Here is a 21116-nt window from a genome sequence, read left to right as displayed (position 1 = left end):
CGTAAATTATACGTGTAAAGCTCTATTTTCTGTAGCTGCCAATGCTGCTTCTTTTACCGCTTCCGCGAAAGTTGGATGCGCATGGCTCATTCTAGAAATATCTTCAGCAGAAGCTTTAAATTCCATTGCAGTAACTGCTTCAGCAATTAAATCTGCTGTACGAGCACCGATCATGTGAACACCTAAAACCTCATCAGTTTTTTCATCAGCAAGGATTTTTACGAATCCGTCTAAGTCAGCACTTGCTCTTGCACGTCCTAACGCTTTGAATGGGAAACTTCCTGATTTGTATTTTACTCCAGCTGCTTTCAATTGCTCTTCAGTTTGTCCAACTGCAGCAACTTCTGGCCAAGTGTACACTACTCCTGGAATTAAGTTATAATCGATATGCGGTTTTTGACCTGCTAAGATTTCAGCAACCATAACTCCTTCTTCTTCCGCTTTGTGCGCTAACATTGCTCCACGAACAACGTCACCAATTGCGTAGATATTTGGAACACTTGTTTGTAAATGATCATTTACTTCAACTTGTCCTCTATCTGAAATTTTAACTCCAGCTTTGTCAGCGTTTAATCCGTCTGTGTAAGGACGACGACCAACAGAAACTAATGAATAATCTCCTTCAAGAGTGATTGTTTCTCCTTTTGCGTTTTCAGCTTGAACTGTAACAGCATCACCGTTTCTTTCAACTGATTTTACTTTGTGAGAAACGTAGAATTTCATTCCTTGTTTTTTCAACACTTTAGTCAATTCTTTAGAAAGTGCTCCGTCCATTCCTGGAATGATTCTGTCCATGAATTCAACTACAGAAACCTGAGCTCCTAAACGCAAGTAAACTTGTCCAAGCTCGATTCCGATAACTCCACCACCAATGATAACTAAGTGTTTTGGAACTTCTTTTAAAGCTAAAGCTTCAGTCGAAGTAATGATTCTTTCTTTATCAATTTTGATGAATGGTAAAGAAGATGGTTTTGATCCTGTAGCAATTACAGTATATTTTGCTTCGATAGTTTCTGAAGTTCCGTCAGCTTTTGCAACAGCGATGTGAGTTGCGTCTACGAAAGAACCTAAACCATTAAAAACAGTAATTTTATTTTTATCCATCAAGTAGTTGATTCCACCTACGGTTTGATCTACAACAGCTTGCTTGCGCGCGATCATTTTCTCTAAATTCACTTTCACATCACCAGAAACTTCGATTCCGTGATCTGCAAAATGAGCAATTTCTGAATAGTGGTGAGAAGATGATAATAATGCTTTTGAAGGAATACAACCTACGTTAAGGCAAGTTCCGCCCAATGAATTATATTTTTCTACAATAGCAGTTTTGAAACCTAATTGTGCGCAACGAATTGCTGATACATATCCGCCAGGACCTGAACCTATAATGACTACGTCAAATGAACTCATAGTTTATCTATTTTATTTTAAGCGTCACAAATTTAAGGAATAAAGTTTTGTTTAAAGTTTAAATTTCAATGTTTTTTGTGTGAAATTTTGGGTGGAGGGTTTAACCGCAAAGGGCGCTAAGATTTACGCAAAGTTCGCTAAGTTTTGTTTTTATTGTGCTGGAAATTCGCTCGCAAAGGCACAGAGTCGCAAAGTGTTTTTAATTGCCTCCAGCTTTAGCTGGAGGTTTCAAATTGAAAACATATTAGGCTTTAGCCAAACTTTGATGATTTTGGCTAAAGCCTTTTTGACATGAATTATATTGACATCCAGCTAAAGCTGGACGCAATTAATCATAAAAGATGTAAAAAAAAACTTTGCGACTCTGCGCCTTTGCGAGATTAAAAAAAACTTAGCATCTCAGAACCTTAGAATCTTAGCAACTTTCAAAAAGAAATCACCGTCGAATTTTTCACCTCACTTATCATAAACATACTTTGTGTGCTTCCAATATGCTGCAAGGAAGTCAGTTTAGTAACTAAGAATTCGCGATACGCTTCCATGTCCTTTACCAGAACTTTCAGAATATAATCGTAATCACCGCTTACATGATGGCATTCTAAAACTTCGTTAAGTTTGATGACTTCACTTTCGAATTTGGTTAGGAATTCTTTGGTATGCTGAATGAGTTTTAAATGACAAAAGACCACAAATCCTTTTTCGATTTTAGATTTATCAACTAAAGCTGCGTAGTTTTTTATAATGCCTTCGCGCTCCAGCTTTTTGATTCGTTCGTAAACTGCTGTTACGGAAAGATTCAGTTTTAAAGACAATTCTTTATTAGTCTTTTTGCTGTCGGTTTGGAGTAAAACAAGGAGTTTTTTATCTATTTCGTCTAAAGTCATATGGTTGATGGTTTGTGGTTGATAGTTGATGGTTTATTGGAGATGAAAAAAAATCTATCAAATTCCTTTTCGTAACTCAAATTTAGAATAAAAATCATCATAAATACACATCATTAGTTTTAAAACCTAAATATTGCATACATTATTGATTATTTATCTAAATCCATTTTTCTTTGACTCGATTTTCTAGCTCGACAACTTGAAACCTGAAACTTGAAATAAACATAAAACTAACTATAAATGAAAGACTTTAATCCAGCAGATAAAATTCAGGATTTGCAATACTTTGGGGAATTTGGCGGCGTGAATCCATCGATTTCTGATTCTTCGACTTATACTTTTTTATCGGCAAAAACGATGTTCGATACTTTTGAAGGCAATATGGAAGGCTGTTATTTGTATTCGCGCCATTCTTCACCAAGTAATTTGTATTTGGATCAGGCTTTGGCGGCGATGGAAGGAACAGAAACAGCTAATGTTTCAGCTTCGGGAATGGGTGCCATTACGCCTACTCTTTTGCAATTGTGCGGTGCGGGCGATCATATTGTTTCGAGCCGAACGATTTATGGGGGGACTTATGCTTTTTTAAAGAATTTCACACCTCGTTTTGGAATTGAAACCACTTTTGTTGACATCACTAAATTAGACGTTGTCGAAGCTGCCATTACTCCTAAAACTAAAGTTTTGTATTGCGAAACAGTAAGTAATCCGTTATTGGAAGTGGCTGATATTCGCAGTTTGGCTGCGATCGCTAAAAAACATAATTTGAAGTTGGTTGTAGACAATACGTTTTCACCATTATCGGTATCTCCTGCAAAATTAGGCGCTGATATTGTCATTCACAGCTTGACGAAATACATTAACGGAAGCAGTGATACGGTTGGTGGCGTGACTTGCGCTTCGAAGGAATTTATTAACTCATTGAAAAACGTTAACTCTGGTGCGAGCATGCTTTTAGGACCTACAATGGATAGTTTGCGCTCTGCAAGTGTGATGAAAAATTTGAGAACGCTTCATATTCGAATTAAACAGCACAGCCACAACGCACATTTTTTGGCTGATCAATTTGAAAAAGATGGTTTAAAAACGGTTTATCCAGGATTAAAAAGTCATCCAAGTCATGAATTATATAAAACAATGATTAATCCAGAATATGGTTTTGGAGGAATGTTGACGATCGATGTTGGTTCTTTGGAAAAAGCCAATGAATTAATGGAATTGATGCAGGAACGAAATCTAGGTTATCTGGCAGTAAGTTTAGGTTTTTACAAAACGTTATTCAGCGCACCAGGAACTTCGACTTCAAGCGAAATTCCGTTAGAAGAACAAAAAGAAATGGGATTGACTGATGGTTTGATTCGTTTTTCTATTGGTTTAGATAACGATATTCAACGCACATACGAAATGATGAAAGCTTGCATGGTTGAGCTTGGAGTTTTACAAATAGACTCTAAGGTTCTGAGTTACTAAGATTCTAAGTTTTTTTCTTACTCTCAAAGATTAGGCTAATAATCTGCTCAATCTGCAAGAGCAAAATTGCTCACAATAATTTGGAACATTACTCTATAAATAAATTTGCACCATTTTTTATTAGTTTGTTTAATCCGCTGGAGAAATTCTCTAAGCGGATTTTTTTTCTTCGAAATACCAATAAAAAAATCCGTTCTGAATACTTCAGAACGGATTTCATAATTTATTTAGCCTCAAAATGTCTAAACGACTGCCAGTATTTGTCTTTGTAAATATCGTAGCTTATTTCAAAAACACCACCGTATTTTTTGATTAATTCGTCAGCAATTTTAGAGGGTTTTCTGAAGTCTTTGCAAGTGAAAAAGATTTCTCTTTTATTGTTTGCGGTTTCTCTTCCTACGTTTAAGTAACCTTCTGAATCTGGTAAACTATAAATGATTTCTTCTTCAATTTCGTCTAATAATTTATACGTTTTTTCATCAGGCAATCCACCATTATCACAGTCGTCAAACGGAATTGCAACTATAAAAACCCACGGATGTGATGCTTTTTTATCCCATTCTAAAATGGTGGTATTAATTAAAGCCAAAACAATTGAACCATCCTGTTTTTTGCCCTCAAAATTGGCATAACCATCGTTTTCTGTATTATGTCTTGTACCTTCATATTTTTCAACAAATTCTTTCTCTCTCCAAACTAAATAATCTTTTAATTTTTCGATTGGAATTAACTCTTCAGAAACGTATTCTGGCCCTGTAACAACCAAATTGTCAATTAAGGTAACAGAGTGAAGTTCGCCCAAATAATTGTCTAGAAAAATATATACTCCATTGGTCACATTTGATTTTTTCTCTTCAATAAAATGATCGTAAACAATTACCAAATCTATTTCGTCTGGATAGCCTTCATGAACGCGAGGATAAAACTTTAAATTTTCTTTACTGAATTCAAAATCTTGGTAGTTTATACTAACATTATTGACATCCGAAGCTGGTTTTAGAGCCGTAAATTTCCATCTGTTAATTTCTGGAGCAGCATTAACCAATTCTTCAATAACATAAATATTTCTAACTGCTCCATCGGGCGTTACAACCAATTCTGCAGTTTGATCATCGAACATTCCGGTAAGGAAATAAATCCCTTCGTGAATTTCATCCAACTTTGGCGCCAGTTTATCAAAAAAGCCTTTATGTATATTTTCTCCATTTTGAACGGTTTTAAAAAACGCTTTTTCATTTGCTAAAAACCAATTCCAAAAATCATTATAAGATGTTATTGGAGCTTCTGTTTTGCCCAATATTTTATCAAGAAAACTCATGTAGTAAAAAAATAAATTTAAAATTTTGCGAGAAACAAACTTAAGAAAAAGCTCTTTTAAAACTTAAGAATATTTGTATAAAAATCAAAACATTTTAAAACACTCTCAGTTCGAATGGGTTAAACTTTAAAAATTTATTTCACGCAGATTTAAAGAGATCAAAGCAGATTCAAACCGATTTTTTGATATAAAAATTCAAACTAAATCTGCTACAATCATTTAAAATCTTCGTGAAACAAAAAAAAGCCGTTTTAAGAATTCTTAAAACGGCTTTTTACATTTATCATTTTACTTTTAACTTATAACTTCAGTATTAAGCTTACTATTTTTTCGGCTGTAGCCAAAATAAATCAACAACCCGATTATCAACCAAACTGTGAAATAAATCCAGTTCCAAACGCTTAATTCGGCCATCATATAAAGACAACAAATTAATCCTAAAAGCGGAATCAAAGAAAGATTTTTTCTAAAAGCCCACACCGCCAATCCTACTAAAACAAATAAGAAAATCCACATTGGTATTTTATGTTTGAACAATTGGAAACCTGATTCGTATTTCAAAGAATCATCGATTGGAAGCCCTTTTACAACCTCAGCATATTTAATCTCATCATCTTGGTATTGGCTCAATAAATGCTCTAAATCTGATGTTTCAGCTGTTTTATTGTTCGCTTCAATACTTTCTAAATAATTAAAAACTTGTGATGATTCTTCTTTATTTAGCGATGTTACAATTGTTGTGGCATCGTTGATTTGAGCTTCATTATTTACAAATGCCATTGTTGCTTTAGTATTGATCGCAAAAGCATAATACAAGCCAGCAATAATTAAAACTGGTAAAATGTATTTTGAATTGATATAAGGGGTTTTGAATTTTCCTCTCGGAATTTCCGGTTTATTCTGCAACACTAAAACCCCTGCGCAAACTAATACAAAGGCAAATAAAGTTCCGATACTGCATAAATCGGTTACCATTGTCAAGTTTAAGAATAATGCAGGAACTGCTACTACAAATCCTGTAACAATAGTTGCGAAAGAAGGTGTTTTGAATTTTGGGTGAACCGTTGAGAATTTCTTTGGCAATAATCCGTCACGGCTCATACTCATCCAAATACGAGGCTGTCCCATTTGGAAAACCAATAAAACGCTCGCCATTGCTACTACTGCACTTACTGCAATAATTCCAGACATCCATTTTAAGTCTAATTTATCGAAAACAAATGCCAAAGGATCTCCAACATTTAATTCGTGATATTTCACCATTCCCGTTAAAACCAATGCAATGGCAATATATAAAATAGTACAAATGATAATCGCCCACATCATTCCACGTGGCAAATCACGCTGTGGATTTTTACATTCTTCTGCTGTTGTAGAAATAGCATCAAAACCAATATAAGCAAAGAAAACTGCCGATACTCCTTTTAAAACGCCACTAACTCCATTTGGAGCAAACGGGTCCCAGTTTGCGGTATCTACATAAAATATTCCAACCGCAATTACTAAAAGAACAACGCAAAGTTTTACAACAACCATAAGGTTACTTGCGTTACGAGATTCTTTCATTCCTCTGTAAACCAAAGCGGTAATTAAAATAATAATAAATAAAGCTGGAATATCAGTAACAAAATGAAACGATCCTATCGTTGGCGCTGTTGTCCAAGCGGTGTGAGCTTGCTGTAAAGCTGTACTTAAATTTTCGAAAGATTTTCCGCCTCTCATTAAAGCTTCGGCATCTTTAAAACCGTTTGATGCTGTTAGGTAATCCATTTGAATCCACTGTGGTAAATGAATGCCGCCACTCTGGAGAAGTCCCGTAAAGTAATCACTCCACGATATGGCTACGGTTATGTTTCCAACTGCATATTCCATGATTAAAGCCCACCCGATAATCCAGGCGATAATTTCTCCAAAAGCTACATACGAATACGTGTAAGCACTTCCTGAAACGGGAACCATCGATGCAAATTCGGCGTAAGCAAAAGCTGCAAAACTACAGGCAAGAGCAGTAAAAAGGAACAAAAATATTACGGCTGGTCCTCCGTCTGCACTCGCTTTCCCGATGGTACTAAAAATTCCAGCACCGACAATTGCTGCAATTCCGAAAGCAGTTAAATCTTTGGTTGTAAGATGCTTTCCTAATGCCGCATGCCCATCTGCTTCGTTCTTTGCAACCTGTTTCAGAATATCCTGCACTGTCTTTTTTCGGAATAAACTTGAAAATGCCATATATGTTTTTACTAGTATTAATTAATTTAATTCAGTCCTTGTGGTTTTATTTTGCAAATAATGCAAAAAATATCTTGAAATCAAATATATAAAACCATTTTGTTTTTCTGGTGTTTTTTTCTTGCCACGAATTCACGAATTATTTTTCAAATCTTTGTTCATAAATTTTCTCTCGCAGATTTCATAGATTGAACAGATTTGATTTTAAAATCTGCATAAATATTTTCATCACAACAAAAATCCGCATTATCTGCCATATCTGCGGGAGAAATAAATCTTTGCTCTCAATAGCTATCGGGATTGCGGTTAAATCAATTACAAATGTAACATTTCTCGAAATGAGCATACTGATAAGTAGTATTTAATTTTAAAGAATCATTTTATGGAAAAAATCACGAGACGTTCTTTTGTAAATAAATTTGGAATGGGCGTTGGCGCTTCGGTTGTCATGACTTCACTTCCTTCTTTTATAACCGAAACAGAAAAGGTTCATAAACCCTACACTGGGAAAAAATTAAATATCGCATTATGCGGATTAGGGAACTACGCTTCATTATTAGCTGAAGGTCTTCAGGTTTCTGAATATTGCCAACTTACCGGAATCGTGACAGGAACACCTTCTAAGGCCGAAATATGGAAAAAGAAATACAATATTCCAGAGCAAAATATATACAATTACGAAAATTTTGATGCAATCGTAAATAACAAAGACATTGATTTGATTTATGTTGTAACTCCAAACTCGCTTCATAAGGAATTTACAGTTCGCGCAGCAAAAGCAGGAAAACATGTTATTGTCGAAAAACCAATGGCCATTACTGTCGAAGATTGTGAAGAAATGATAAAAGCCTGCAACGACAATAACGTACAATTAGCAATGGGTTATCGTCTGCATTATGAACCGAATCATTTAGAAATAAAACGATTGGGACAGGAAAAAGTTCTGGGACAGGTTCGCTACATCGAAGCTGGTCTTGGTTATAGCACTTACGATATTCACGACGTTAATAAACCTGTGGATTTAAATGCCCGAAACGAATGGAGGCTTACTAAAAAGTTTGCAGGCGGTGGTACATTAATTAATCTAGGTGTTTATTGCATTCAAGTTTCCCGTTATGTTTTAGGCGAAGAACCAATTGCGGTTACAGCACAATTTGGAACCATCAACAACAAAAATAGATTTACGCAAGTAGAAGAAAATATCACATGGCAAATGGAATTTCCGAGTGGCGCTGTTGCCAATTGCAGCAGTTCGTATGGTTTTGGAATCGATAGATTTCACGCTGCAGCGGATGAAGGTTTCTTCGAAATGAGTCCAGCAGTGAGCTACGGACCTTTCGTCGGTAAAAGATCGGATGGAAAACCTTTTAATTTCCCTGTTACAAACCAACAGCAAACTCAAATGGATGAGATTTGCAAAGTGATTTTAGCCAACCAGAAACTTCCAAATCACATTACAGGTGAAGAAGGCATTAAAGATGTTAGAATTATCAATGCTATTTATAAAGCCGCTGAAACAGGAAAAAAAGTTAGTTTGAAATAGTTTTTTTCTGCCACGATTTTTTTTCGCCACAACCCGATCGATAGCGAGCAGGCGAAGCAATTCACGAATTATTTTTATTTATCCGTGGCTATATTTTTTTCTCGCAGATTTAGCAGATAATGCCGATTTTGATTACGCTCAAAAGATTTATGCAGATCTTTTTAAAATTAAATCTGCAGAATCTGCTCAAATCAGCAGAATCTGCGTGAAATAAAATCTTTATAATCTTTAATCTTTGCCTATAAATTTTCTCACGCAGATTTAGCAGATAATGCAGATTTTGTTTACGCTCAAAAGATTTATGCAGATCTTTTTAAAATTAAATCTGCTAAATCAGCTCTAATCAGCAGTCCCGATAGCTATCGGGAGCGTGAAATAAAAATTAATCTGCTCAATCTGCAAGAGAAAAAGGTCTTTTCAGCTCTTTCTTAATTACTATTCAGAAATGAAAGTCATTTTTTTCGCCATCTTTTTTTGCCATCCGTAAGGCAAAATCGAATGGTTATTTTCGACCATCAAAGACATTTGCTCTACAATTTTGTCTTGTATTTTCTTTGGCAACATATAAAAATCGGCATCTACAGTAAAGTTTCTTTCATTATCAAGAATTCCGTTCTGAATTCGAATTCCTACTTTTTTTCCTTTATAGTACAATAGAATTTTGATTCTTCCATCATCATATAAATTAGGTCCGCTAGTGCCATAAATTACAATTGGATCAATAATTCCGTCAGCATCAAAGTCTTCGACATAAATATATTTAGACCAAAACCATATACTATCTTCGTGTTTATCCTTAAAATCATTTGTTTCGAAAGTTTTGATCCAACGGTCGTTTTCAATTTTAAAATTAAATGCCTTCACCGCATTGTTAAAATTATTGCCGTCAACTGTTTCCTTGTATTTATCTTCTGTCAAAACCAAATAATAGCTTCCCGTTTTGTCTTTGTAATCGTAAACCTTCCAAATAACAAAATTGATTCCGAGTTCTTTCCTTTTCTCTTTTGTAAAAATTTGATTAATCTTTTCTTCAGATAAAGTTTTATACTTGCTATTCTTCTCATTGCGTAAATATTCTGACATTTCGCTAATTCTTCTGCTAAGTATAGTAATATTTTTAGCTTCAATATCAGAAAAAACAATGCTGCTATTATCGCTTACTGGTTTGTACCAATCATACTTTTTAAAAACATCTGCATATTCTGGACTAGAAAACACATATCCTTTTCTAGCATAAATCTCATTTTTTAATAATTTTAAAGAAAAAACATCTTCATTTTTCAGTTTGCTTTCGTCAATAATTTCAGAAGAACATTTGGAACAATCTAATTTACCTTGTGCATTAACTGAAAAAACAACAAATAGCATTACATAGAAATAAAACTTCATTTTTTTTATTTGATTAAATGATTTGAAATATGCTCTAATGAAAATTACAATAAACAATTTCTCAAAATAGTCACCGGATGCTGCGCCTCACGACTCGTTCCGTCATAAATTTGATGACGACAGCTCGTTCCTGCAGCGGCTATTTTTACGTTTTCGGCTGTAGCACGCACTTTTGGAAATAAAGTATCCTCGCCCATTTGCATACTCACTTGATAATGTTCTTTTTCATAACCAAAAGAACCCGCCATTCCGCAGCAGCCCGAATTGTAAATCGTAACCGTATTATTTTTAGGCAAATTCAGCATCGCAAAAGTCGCTTCAACTGAACTTAACGATTTCTGATGACAATGTCCATGAATTTTAATTTCTTTACTTTCTAGAGAAAAAGAATCGGCTGTGATTTTACCGTCTATAATTTCTTTTTTAAAGAATTCTTCAATTGTAAAAGCATTTCTAGAAAGTTTTTCCGCAGCTTCTTTATCATCTGCTAGACGGAGATATTCATCTCTAAAAGTCAAAATCGCCGAAGGTTCAATTCCGATTAAAGGTGCATTTCCTAAAACCAAGTCTTTAAAAACATTCACATTGTGATTGGCAATCTTTTTGGCTTCTTCCAAAAATCCTTTTGAAAGATAGGTTCTGCCGCTTTCTTCATGATCGACAACCAAAACCTGATAGCCTAATTTCGTCAATAATTCGAAAGCATCGATTCCGATGTTTACATCATAATAATTTGTGAATTCGTCCACGAACAAATACAATCTTCCGTTTGGAAAATCTGTTTGTGAGGGTTTATTATTAGCGTACCATTTTCTAAAAGTCTTTTTCGCCAATAAAGGAACTTGTCTTTCCGGCGCAATTCCCATTGTTTTTTTCATCAAAGATTGATTCGAAATAAAATTCGTAATCGCTGGGAATTTGCTTCCCATTTTATTCAATTTGGCGTTGTTGGCAAAAATCTTATTTCGGGTTGTAAAACCGTTTGCTTTTTGATATTGGTATAAAAATTCGGCTTTTAAAGTCGCTACGTCCACATTGCTCGGACATTCGCTTGCGCAGGCTTTACAGCTTACGCACAACTCAAAAACTTCATATAATTCTTTCTGGTCAAATTTATTTTCTTTTTCAGAGTACGTCAAATATTCTCTGAGCGCATTCGCTCTCGCACGAGTCGTTTCTTTTTCATTTCTTGTCGCACGATAACTCGGACACATCGCTCCTCCGCCTGACGGCAATTTTCGACAATCTCCAGAACCGTTGCATTTTTCGGCAGCACGCAAAATTCCTAAACTGTCTGAGAAATCCTGAAACGTTTTAATATCTGGTTCTACCCTTCCTGAAACAACACGATGATTCTCGTCCATTTTCAAGGCGTTTACAATCTTCCCGATATTTAAAACCGAATTTGGATCGAATGCCAATTTGATTCTTTTCAGCAATTCGTAATTCTTGTCGCCAATCATAAACGGAATAAACTCACCACGCACGATTCCATCGCCGTGTTCACCGCTTAGCGAACCTCTATATTTTTTAACCAAATGCGCTACTTCTGTCGCAATGGTTCTGAATAATTTTAAGTCTGATGTTTTCTTCAAATTCAAAACCGGACGAAGGTGTAATTCTCCCGCACCAGCATGTGCATAATAAATCGCTTCCTGTCCGTGACGTAACATCATCGCCGAAAACTCTGCAATATAATTCGGTAAATCGCTTAATTCAACTGCCGTATCTTCAATAGAATCCGCTGCTTTGTCGTCGCCTACAATACTTCCTAAAAGTCCAAGACCTGCTTTTCTCAGTTCGTTGGCTTTGTCAATATCATTTCCGTAGATTTTTACTCGAGCATAACCAAAATTGTTTTTCTCCAAATCAGCAATCAAAGCATCGGCTTGTTTTTCTGCATCTTCCAAAGTGTGCGAAGCGACTTCAAACAACATAATCGCTTTTGGTTCTCCAACCAAAAAGAAACGGTTTTTAATGTGCTCTCGATTCGTTTTCGTACAATCCAAAATCGTGTCGTCGATCATTTCGCAAGTGTACAAATGATGTTTCATCGCCACCACAACCGATTCTAAAGATTCCTGAATCGTATGATAATGCCCGACAACCATAATGCTATGTGGCGGAGGCAGATCGTCAACTTTCAACGTAACTTCTGTTGTAAAGGCTAAAGTTCCTTCGCTTCCGCAAAGCAGTTTTCCAAGATTTATGGTTGGTTCAGTTCCGCCAAATAATTCTGATTTTAACAGAATATCAACGGCATAACCCGTATTTCTTCTATGAATTTCTGGTTTCGGAAACTCTTTTACTATTTCTTCCTGAGCTTCTTTTATCGAAAGCTCGTCGTAAATCGTTTTGTATATTTTGTTTTCTAAAGAATCGCCTTTTGTTTTTTCGATAAATTCAGCCGAAGTCAGGTCTTTAAAAACTACTTCAGAACCTTCGCTTAAAAGTGCTTTTACTTCCGCAATTTTATCGCGCGTAACCCCATATCGAATCGAAGTTGTTCCAGAAGAATTATTTCCCACCATTCCGCCAATCATCGCGCGGTTTGAAGTTGATGTAATGGGAGCAAAAAATACACCGTGAGGTTTTAAGAATAAATTCAGCTCATCGCGAATTACGCCAGGTTGAACCGTTACGGTTTTGTTTTCGGCATTGTAGGAAATGATTTTTGTAAAATGCTTCGACACATCAATTACCAATCCGTCTCCTACTGCTTGTCCTGCCAGCGAAGTTCCCGCAGTTCTAGGAGTAATCGACAGCTTATGTTCTGCCGCAAACCTGATGAGTTTGGCAATATCTTCAGTCGATTTAGGAATCGCCACCGCATTCGGTTTAATTCGGTACACTGAAGCATCTGTAGAATAAAGCGTTTTATGAAGCTCATCGAATAAAAGTGTGCCTTCGAGACTTGCGGCTAATTGCTCTAAATGAGATTGGGTCAACATGTAAATGTGCTTTTTATAAAAATATTTCCTGAAAAAACTCAGACCACAAAGATAAAAATATCGAAAGGCAAAATGATTCTATTTTGGGAATTTATCTAACAACTCCGCCATATTTTATAAAATTTGGAGAGAATCCTGTAAAGCATTCCATTTGCTAAAAAGGTAATTTTAAAATTTTACTTTTTTACGCCTTAATTATTATGGAAAATTTCTTTCAGGACGTCATCAACCACCTCGAAGGTTACTACAATAGCATTGTCGATCTTACACCAAAATTTATTCTTGCGATTTTGGTCGTTTTAGTTTCATGGTTTATTGCAAGCCGTATCGGTATTTTTGCAGGAAACCGACTCAAAGCCAAAATGCACGATCGTCTTTTGGCAGTTTTTATTGCGCGTTTAATTAAATCGGTTTTGATTATTATCGGAATCTTGTTTATGTTCCGAATTATTGGTCTCGAAGGCGTGGCACAAAGTATGCTTGCGGGCGCAGGAATCTCAGCTTTTGTAATTGGTTTTGCACTTAAAGATATTGGCGAAAATTTTCTTGCCGGAATTCTGTTGGCTTTCAAAAGACCTTTTTCTATTGGAGATATTATAGAAAGTAACGGCGTAAAAGGTGAAGTCATCAACCTCAACCTTCGCGATACCGAAGTAAAAAGCGATTCTAAAATCATTTATATTCCAAACGCGCTTCTTATAAAAAACACGCTCATTAACTACAACAGCGAAGGTTTTCTGCTCCAGACTTTCACCGTCGGACTCGAATATGGTTCTGATTATAAACGCGCCATCGAACTCGTAAAAGAAATTCTAGGAAACAGCGAAGACGTAACCGAAAAAGACCACGAAAACGCCGCCGTAATTACCGATGTTATTGCTGGAGGTATTATTCAGCTTAATATTCGTTATTGGGTTAAAACCGCTTCAACAACAGAAAATTCAGAATGCCGTTCTAAAATTATTGCTGTGGTTTTGAATAAATTGAAAGAGAATGGATTTGTGCTTAAATAAAGGTTCTAAGATACTGAGTGACTAAGGTTCTGAGGTTTTCTTTTAGGAGCTATTTCCAGCTGTCCGCTATATCTTTTACGCCGAACCCCGGCGCAAAAGGATGCCGCTCCCATCTGGGCTAGGGCACTTGGTTTCATGAGAACATTATGGAACCAAAAAACGATTGTCACCCTGAGCGATCCCGATAGTAATCGGGAGAAGGCTTATGAAACCTATATTAACCACAACAAATCTCCTCAATCTTGTCATTTCGACGGAGGAGAAATCTTCGAAAGTAGCTCCGCAACAGTGCGTGCTCAGCGTACGAAGATTTCTCGTTCCTCGAAATGACAAACAAGCGAATTAATCTTTTCTTAAAATAACATTTTATATTTACCTCGTAGAAATGATTCTCTTCCAGAAACCATTTTTAACTTATAATATTTTTCTTACTTAAAATATTTTTTGATATCTTTACATTCCTAAACACAAAGAATAAAAACTAATATTAACTTACTCTATGAAGTGAGATTTGATCTTTATTAAATCATTAAACTTCAAGGAGTTTTATTCTCAGATTTAGGATTATGAATACCAACACAATCTCAAAAGAAACCGAAATCAAGCTTTTGAATTTTTTCAACGACAGAATCGATCCTGTAGAAATGGCTAAAACATTAAGGCAAGTAAATTTTACACTAGCTTTATGTGTTTTGAGCGAACATGAAACATTTCAAAGCGAAATCATCAAATTAAGAGACAGCTTTTACTGGCTCAATGAATTAGCAGAAACTTTAAATCCTTATTTGGAAGTGGAGTAAAAGTTTAAAATGATAAACCCTCGACTTTAAAATCGAGGGTTTATTAATTAAGGCATGTCACGAGCGAGAGATCATTTACATTCAAAAGATGGTATAACCTCAGAAAAAGTGCCGTATAATTCACCTCCGTTATCTTTAAATGCTTTAATACCTGGATGGTTACATTTGACAGAATCATCTAGATAAAGCCGTGCCAATTTGTTATTTGGATCTACAATAATTACGGTACTAAGTAGATTATTTTTACAGTTAAGTTCTATTAATCCTTTGTTATTTCTAACATCTAAAACTACAAGTTGATTATTGGGACAATAAACACTTGTCAAAACTTCATTGTTACCTAAATTAATACTCGTAATTAAATTACCATGACACAATAGTTCTGTCAAATTAACATTTTTACTAAGATCTAAAGTTTTGAGTTTATTATTACCGCAATCAAGTTTTGTCAAACTTGTATACTTACTTACATCAAGATTTGTAAATTTATTATAGCTGCAATTAAGATTTGTTAAAGCTTTATTTTTACTTAAATCTAAAGTTGCAATGTTATTATCAATACAATCTAAAACTTTTAAAGACGTAAAATATTCAATCCCAGATAGAGAAGTAATGTTTTTTCTTCTAATACTCATAATCTCATCATAAGTCACGACTGAAGGATGATTCGAAATGAATTTACCGTCAGCAGTAAAAGCCAATGGTACTATTGTTTTTAAATAAGCTTTAAAGTTTGCATCTGGAATTTCAGCGTAAACGGGAGCAATGTCACTTTTTTGCGAACAACTATAAAATGAAGTAATCAGTAATAATGCTGTACACAACAACTTAATGTGATTCAAAAATTTATTTTTCATTATTTGACTTATTTGATATTCTAATTTGTAAAAATAACGTTTTATACTTTTATTGGAAACAACCGTAACCCGATAGCGTGGATTTGAAATCCGTGGCCACAAACTATATGTTTTTTAATTTATATTCTGTCCAATCAATGCGGGCACGGATTTTCTTTTTTTAATAATAAACTTTCAACTGACCATTATTTCGCATAAAAATAAAAAACACCACGATCAAAAGAACACAAAAAACTAGAGATCCTGATCTCAAAAATTTGTTCATTTCATTTGGAATCTCAAAAGTAAGTGTAAACAAATACAGAAAAAGCCCAACAAAAAACAACACAAAAGTTGAAATACCCATAAAAACAATTCCTTCACCTATTGGAGATTGCGCAAGTTTAAAAATCTCACTTATCGTGTAAAAGAAAAAATACACAAACCAAACCCAATATAAAAATTGAAAAAGATAAGCTAAAGTTACTTTCATAAATATCTTGGTTTTATTAAATACATTTCAAAGGAATTATAAATCAATGAAAAAACAATTTAAATTTGAAATTTTCTTTTCAAAAAACAAAAATCTCACAATTTCCTAAATTTATATCCGAAATAATCCCATTTTAGCGTTATCAATAAACTGACTACTAAAAACCCTCATTTTAAATGAACAAAAATATATCCAAACTCTATACTATAGCGCAAAAAGAAACCCGAAAAATATTGGGTTTAATGTCTGGAACTTCTCTCGACGGACTTGATATTGCTTTGTGCGCTGTTTCTGGTTCTGGCGAAAATACAGAGGTGAAAATCCTAAAATTTGAAACGATTTCTTATACTGAAGACATTAAAAACGAAATCAGAAAAGTATTTGCTCAAAGAACAATCGATTTTCAGCATTTGGCTTTATTAAATGAGTGGATTGGAATATTGCACAGCGGCATGATTAACGATTGTTTGAAAAAATGGAATATTTCGTCAAATGAAGTCGATTTAATCGCTTCGCACGGACAAACGGTTTTACACGCTCCGAAGTTTTTGCATCAGCAGGAAAATTTTCCAAACGCGACTTTGCAAATTGGCGACGGCGATCATATTGCAGTAAAAACGGGAATTATCACACTTTCAGATTTCAGACAAAAACACGTTGCGGCTGGTGGTGAAGGCGCGCCTTTGGCTGTTTACGGCGATTATTTATTATTTGGAAAAAAAGGCGAAAACAGAATCATGCTCAACATGGGCGGAATCGGGAATTATACCTATCTCCCAGCCTCTTTAAATGCCGAGGAAGTTTTTGTAACCGATACAGGAACTGCAAATACGTTAATCGACATTTTTACCAAACATTATTTTCCTGAAAAAAGTTACGATAAAGATGCCCAAATTGCGCAACAAGGAACTGTAAATAAAGAACTTTTAAGCGAACTTATAAAAGATGATTTCTTCCAGAAAAGTTTTCCAAAATCGATCGGACAGGAATTATTTAATTTCAATTTTGTGCAATCGGCTTTGGTAAAATGTGGTTTATCAACTATTTCGGCATCAGATTTGCTGGCGACTTTAACACGTTTAAGTGCAGAAACGATTGCGGAAGCAATTTATTTCACCATAAAAAACACTCCAATTCCAGCAGAAGATTTCCATATTTATATGTCTGGAGGCGGAACAAATAATCCGTTGTTGGTAAAATGGTTAAAGGAATTATTGCCTTGCCAGTTTCATACCAGCGACGATTTGGGCATTTTAAGCGATGCGAAAGAAGCAGTTTTATTTGCGCTTTTAGCCAACGAAACCGTTTCTGGAGGCGATTACAATTTTGGAAACAAGAAAGGAATTCCATCGGTAACAATGGGAAAGATTTCGTTTCCTGATTAAAAAAATTTATGCCACAGATTAAAGGATTTTTGGGATTAATCATTTTAATCTTTATAATCTGTGCCTAAAAAAAATGCCTCGAATTACTCGAATTTTTGCAAATTATTTTTTAAAAGAATAATTAAGTACAAAAATTAGTGCAATTCGTGTAATTCGTGGCAAAAACAAACTATTTTTGATTCCTGTTAAAATAAACATTTGAAATGCATAAAAATCAGCACTTACTATTTTTTCTTTTATTTTCATTTTTCATTACTTCGATTTCTAATGCACAGGAAAGTAACATGCATCCTAAAAACGAATTCAGAGGTGTCTGGATTGCTACGGTTGTAAACATAGACTGGCCGAAAACAAGTATGGATAATGTGGAAAAAGAAAAAGCTGATTATCTTGAAATTTTAGAAGCGTATAAAAAACTAAATTACAACGCTGTAATTGTTCAGATCAGAAGTGTCGGAGATGCTATATATCCTTCAGAATTTGCGCCTTGGTCTCGATTTTTGACAGGAAAAGAAGGTTTGGCTCCAAATCCGTATTACGATACTTTGGCTTGGATGATTGAGCAGGCACACAACAGAGGTTTTGAATTTCACGCTTGGCTGAATCCGTATCGCGCGACTTTCGATTTAAATAAAAACCTTTTAAGCCCAAATCACGATCTTTTTAAACATCCAGAATGGATGATCGAATACGGTGGAAAATACTATTACGATCCTGCGTTGCCAGAAGTTCAGGCACACTTAACCAAAGTCGTTAAAGAAGTGGTTGACAAATATGACGTTGATGCGATTCATTTTGACGATTATTTTTATCCTTACGCTGTTCCGGGAAAAACATTTAATGACAATGCTTCTTACCAAAAATATGGCGCAGGTTTAAGCCGTGCCGATTGGCGTCGTGCGAATGTGAGCAATTTTGTTCACGCCATTTCAAACACGATTAAAGAAAGTAAACCTTGGGTACAATTCGGAATTAGTCCGTTTGGAGTTTGGAGAAACAAATCTCAAGATCCAAAAGGTTCAGAAACACAGTCGACTTCAAATTACGACGATTTATACGCTGATCCCGTTTTATGGATGGATCAAAAATGGATTGATTATATTCTGCCTCAATTGTATTGGAGTATGAATAATCCGAGAGCTTCTTATTCTAAATTGGTAAAATGGTGGTCTGAAAACTCCAACAATACCGCAATTTATATCGGTCATGCGACTTACAAAATTAGAGCTGATGGCGATAAAAACTGGAATTATATGACCGAAATTCCAACCCAAATTGATTTCTTAAGAACTTTCAAAAATGTTTCTGGAAGTGCTTATTTCAGTTCAAAATGGTTCATGGGGAAAAACTTTGATGTGGTTCGCCATTTAGAAGAAAATCAATATAAATATCCTGCACTTCCTGCGGCTGTTCCAAATTTAAAACATGTTATTATTGATACGCCAAAAATAATGGAGTACAATAAGGACAGCATCAAATACAACTTTACAATCAAAAGTCCGCTGAATACAAAAGTTCGCTATATGGTAGTTTATGGAGGCGAACATGTTTCGAAAATCGATATTAACGATGCCACAAAAATCATCGAAAAAGTAACCATTAAAGAAGTTGATGGAAAAATTACTTTCGCGATAGCAGCAGGAAAATTAAACCTTTACAAGGCCTGTGCGGTAACTTTTATTGATTATTACGCCAACGAAAGTACCCCAACTGCAATAGATTTAAAAAAGCCATTTAAAAACTATATACCTGCTCAACCAAATGAAAATAGATAACAAACCTTGGTTTTGGATTCCACTTCTTAATTTCGCTTCTGGATTGCCTTATGCTATAATTATCTCGGTTTCGGTAATTATGTATAAAAATCTAGGAATTTCTAACGAAGACATTGGTGTCTATACCAGTTTGCTTTATCTGCCTTGGGTTGTCAAACCGCTTTGGAGTCCACTTATTGAATTAATCGGAACCAAAAGAAAATGGTTTTTACTGATGCAATTAATCATTTCAATTGCCTTTCTGCTGGTCGGCTTCACGATTCCGCTCAACGGCTTTTTCATCATGACTTTGTCTATATTCTGGGTTGCAGCTTTTGCCTCGGCTTCAAATGATATTGCCAGCGATGGTTTTTATCTATTGGTTTTGCCAGAAGACAAACAATCGTTTTTTATTGGTATTAGAAGTACTTTTTACAGACTTTCAATGTTGGCTGGAAACGGATTGGTTGTGCTTTTTGCAGGTTATTTAGAACATAAATTTGGAGACAACACCAAAGCATGGTCGTATACGATGATTTGTGTTGGTTTATTAATGTTGTTTATAACGATTTATAATTTCATTTTCACACCAAAAAATGAAATCAATAATATAACTAAAGAAAAGGCACACCATCAAGATTTTGGAACCATTTTCATTAGTTTCTTCAAGAAAAAACAAATCGGATTAATTCTAACTTTTATTCTGGTTTTCAGATTAGGAGAATCTCAATTGCTTAAAATGTTAAGTCCGTTTCTATTAGATTCAAAAGAATTAGGCGGAATGGGCTTGGACACTGAAGCTGTTGGAATTATTTACGGAACGTGCGGAGTTGCAGCCTTAACTATCGGAGGTATTTTAGGCGGAATCGCCATCTCAAAACAAGGATTGACAAAATGGATGTTTCCGATGTTTCTGGCGATGCACCTTCCCATTTTAGGATTTATACTTTTGGCTTTCTTTCATCCTACATCAATTTTTTACATTTATGCCGTTGTAATTGTAGAGCAGTTCGGTTACGGTTTTGGCTTTACGGCTTTTATGATGTATTTAATTCATGTTGCCGAAGGAGAATCAAAAACAGCACATTATGCACTGGCAACTGGTTTTATGGCATTAGGAATGATGCTCCCAGGAATGTTAAGCGGATTCATACAAAAATATTTAGGCTATCAAAATTTCTTTATTTGGGTTTTGCTAGCTACAATTCCAGGTCTTATTTTATCACGTTTTTTAACTTTCCCAAAAGATTTTGGGAAGAAATCAGAAGAAGTTTAAACCCCAAATCAAACTTTAACCTATGGAAATCAATGAAAATTTGCAGAACGAACGCAATCTAAAAGGATCTGAGTTCGAGAAAAATGGAAATCTAGAAAAAGCGATTGAGTTGTATGAAGAAAATGTTGAAGAAGGCTTTAAAGGAAATCATCCTTACGATCGATTAGCAACAATCTACAAAAACGAAAACGATCTGGAAAATGAAATCCGCGTTTTAGAAAAAGCAATCGTGGTTTACGAAATAATCACCATTGAAGACCGATTGGAAGGATTGCCAAAACTTTTCCGTTTCAAAAACCGACTAGAAAAAGCAATTGAGACCAAAAAGCAATTAGCCAAACAAAAGAAAGCAAAGTTGAAATAAC

15 protein-coding genes are annotated in these 21116 nt (G+C 35.0%); 8 read left to right on the top strand and 7 right to left on the bottom strand.

The features are described from left to right. Positions 1–6 precede the first annotated feature (6 nt). Positions 7–1410, bottom strand: a complete 1404-nt coding sequence (gene lpdA, locus ABTV69_RS11230) for a dihydrolipoyl dehydrogenase (RefSeq protein ID WP_281234769.1) — start codon at positions 1408–1410, stop codon at positions 7–9. Positions 1411–1835: 425 nt separating this feature from the next. After that, entirely contained in the window at positions 1836–2294 is a 459-nt protein-coding gene (locus ABTV69_RS11225) for an Lrp/AsnC family transcriptional regulator (RefSeq protein WP_053471104.1), read from the bottom strand. 240 nt (positions 2295–2534) lie between these two features. Between ABTV69_RS11225 and ABTV69_RS11220 the strand changes: the two genes are divergently transcribed. After that, positions 2535–3764: an aminotransferase class I/II-fold pyridoxal phosphate-dependent enzyme gene (locus tag ABTV69_RS11220; RefSeq protein WP_433836365.1), complete on the top strand. Its 1230-nt coding sequence runs from the start codon at positions 2535–2537 to the stop codon at positions 3762–3764. A gap of 223 nt (positions 3765–3987) precedes the next feature. Here ABTV69_RS11220 and ABTV69_RS11215 read toward each other — a convergent pair whose 3' ends face one another. After that, a complete protein-coding gene (locus tag ABTV69_RS11215; protein WP_433836363.1) occupies positions 3988–5082 on the bottom strand; it encodes a DUF695 domain-containing protein in 1095 nt (364 codons plus the stop codon). 294 nt (positions 5083–5376) lie between these two features. Further along, the gene (locus ABTV69_RS11210) at positions 5377–7311 is read right to left on the bottom strand and encodes an amino acid permease (RefSeq protein ID WP_433836361.1); all 1935 of its coding nucleotides are present in this window, start codon (positions 7309–7311) and stop codon (positions 5377–5379) included. 382 nt (positions 7312–7693) lie between these two features. Between ABTV69_RS11210 and ABTV69_RS11205 the strand changes: the two genes are divergently transcribed. Next, a complete protein-coding gene (locus ABTV69_RS11205) occupies positions 7694–8854 on the top strand; it encodes a Gfo/Idh/MocA family protein (protein WP_433836359.1) in 1161 nt (386 codons plus the stop codon). 435 nt (positions 8855–9289) lie between these two features. On the opposite strand, the gene ABTV69_RS11200 is transcribed toward ABTV69_RS11205, so the two are convergent. Together ABTV69_RS11200 and ABTV69_RS11195 are read right to left on the bottom strand one after the other, a co-directional pair. Beyond that, positions 9290–10243, bottom strand: coding sequence for a YARHG domain-containing protein (locus ABTV69_RS11200; protein ID WP_433836357.1), 954 nt, complete (start codon positions 10241–10243; stop codon positions 9290–9292). A gap of 44 nt (positions 10244–10287) precedes the next feature. Continuing rightward, on the bottom strand, positions 10288–13194 hold the full coding sequence (locus ABTV69_RS11195) for an FAD-binding and (Fe-S)-binding domain-containing protein (RefSeq protein ID WP_433836355.1): 2907 nt from the start codon (positions 13192–13194) through the stop codon (positions 10288–10290). 200 nt (positions 13195–13394) lie between these two features. On the opposite strand from ABTV69_RS11195, the gene ABTV69_RS11190 reads away from it, so the two are divergent. Together ABTV69_RS11190 and ABTV69_RS11185 are read left to right on the top strand one after the other, a co-directional pair. Next, positions 13395–14207: a mechanosensitive ion channel family protein gene (locus tag ABTV69_RS11190; protein WP_433836353.1), complete on the top strand. Its 813-nt coding sequence runs from the start codon at positions 13395–13397 to the stop codon at positions 14205–14207. A 566-nt stretch (positions 14208–14773) separates the two neighbouring features. After that, complete coding sequence (locus tag ABTV69_RS11185) at positions 14774–15007, top strand: hypothetical protein (protein ID WP_433836351.1); 234 nt, start codon at positions 14774–14776, stop codon at positions 15005–15007. A gap of 71 nt (positions 15008–15078) precedes the next feature. On the opposite strand, the gene ABTV69_RS11180 is transcribed toward ABTV69_RS11185, so the two are convergent. Then, a complete protein-coding gene (locus ABTV69_RS11180; RefSeq protein WP_433836349.1) occupies positions 15079–15864 on the bottom strand; it encodes a leucine-rich repeat domain-containing protein in 786 nt (261 codons plus the stop codon). Positions 15865–16512: 648 nt separating this feature from the next. On the opposite strand from ABTV69_RS11180, the gene ABTV69_RS11175 reads away from it, so the two are divergent. The 4 genes from ABTV69_RS11175 (at position 16513) to ABTV69_RS11160 (ending at position 21115) form a co-directional block, all read left to right on the top strand. Continuing rightward, entirely contained in the window at positions 16513–17721 is a 1209-nt protein-coding gene (locus ABTV69_RS11175; RefSeq protein ID WP_433836347.1) for an anhydro-N-acetylmuramic acid kinase, read from the top strand. Positions 17722–17924: 203 nt separating this feature from the next. Next, a complete protein-coding gene (locus ABTV69_RS11170) occupies positions 17925–19496 on the top strand; it encodes a glycoside hydrolase family 10 protein (RefSeq protein WP_433836345.1) in 1572 nt (523 codons plus the stop codon). Further along, complete coding sequence (locus ABTV69_RS11165; RefSeq protein WP_433836343.1) at positions 19483–20751, top strand: MFS transporter; 1269 nt, start codon at positions 19483–19485, stop codon at positions 20749–20751. Before ABTV69_RS11170 ends, ABTV69_RS11165 begins: the two co-directional genes overlap by 14 nt. Positions 20752–20773: 22 nt before the next feature. After that, complete coding sequence (locus ABTV69_RS11160; protein ID WP_433836341.1) at positions 20774–21115, top strand: hypothetical protein; 342 nt, start codon at positions 20774–20776, stop codon at positions 21113–21115. The last annotated feature ends 1 nt before the right edge of the window (position 21116 follow it).

The sequence above is a fragment of the Flavobacterium anhuiense genome (assembly GCF_050990855.1).
GTDB lineage: Bacteria > Bacteroidota > Bacteroidia > Flavobacteriales > Flavobacteriaceae > Flavobacterium > Flavobacterium anhuiense_C.
Note: the sequence above shows the minus strand (reverse complement) of the source record. Positions and strands in the feature narration are given on the sequence as shown.

Excerpts from the sequence above, each read along its gene's own strand:
- ABTV69_RS11195 (WP_433836355.1), bottom strand. The coding sequence starts at position 13,194 with ATGTTGACCCAATCTCATTTAGAGCAATTAGCCGCAAGTCTCGAAGGC.
- ABTV69_RS11160 (WP_433836341.1), top strand. The coding sequence starts at position 20,774 with ATGGAAATCAATGAAAATTTGCAGAACGAACGCAATCTAAAAGGATCT.
- ABTV69_RS11185 (WP_433836351.1), top strand. The coding sequence starts at position 14,774 with ATGAATACCAACACAATCTCAAAAGAAACCGAAATCAAGCTTTTGAAT.
- ABTV69_RS11210 (WP_433836361.1), bottom strand. The coding sequence starts at position 7,311 with ATGGCATTTTCAAGTTTATTCCGAAAAAAGACAGTGCAGGATATTCTG.
- ABTV69_RS11175 (WP_433836347.1), top strand. The coding sequence starts at position 16,513 with ATGAACAAAAATATATCCAAACTCTATACTATAGCGCAAAAAGAAACC.
- ABTV69_RS11225 (WP_053471104.1), bottom strand. The coding sequence starts at position 2,294 with ATGACTTTAGACGAAATAGATAAAAAACTCCTTGTTTTACTCCAAACC.
- ABTV69_RS11215 (WP_433836363.1), bottom strand. The coding sequence starts at position 5,082 with ATGAGTTTTCTTGATAAAATATTGGGCAAAACAGAAGCTCCAATAACA.
- ABTV69_RS11190 (WP_433836353.1), top strand. The coding sequence starts at position 13,395 with ATGGAAAATTTCTTTCAGGACGTCATCAACCACCTCGAAGGTTACTAC.
- ABTV69_RS11180 (WP_433836349.1), bottom strand. The coding sequence starts at position 15,864 with ATGAAAAATAAATTTTTGAATCACATTAAGTTGTTGTGTACAGCATTA.
- ABTV69_RS11220 (WP_433836365.1), top strand. The coding sequence starts at position 2,535 with ATGAAAGACTTTAATCCAGCAGATAAAATTCAGGATTTGCAATACTTT.
- ABTV69_RS11200 (WP_433836357.1), bottom strand. The coding sequence starts at position 10,243 with ATGAAGTTTTATTTCTATGTAATGCTATTTGTTGTTTTTTCAGTTAAT.
- lpdA (WP_281234769.1), bottom strand. The coding sequence starts at position 1,410 with ATGAGTTCATTTGACGTAGTCATTATAGGTTCAGGTCCTGGCGGATAT.
- ABTV69_RS11205 (WP_433836359.1), top strand. The coding sequence starts at position 7,694 with ATGGAAAAAATCACGAGACGTTCTTTTGTAAATAAATTTGGAATGGGC.
- ABTV69_RS11170 (WP_433836345.1), top strand. The coding sequence starts at position 17,925 with ATGCATAAAAATCAGCACTTACTATTTTTTCTTTTATTTTCATTTTTC.
- ABTV69_RS11165 (WP_433836343.1), top strand. The coding sequence starts at position 19,483 with ATGAAAATAGATAACAAACCTTGGTTTTGGATTCCACTTCTTAATTTC.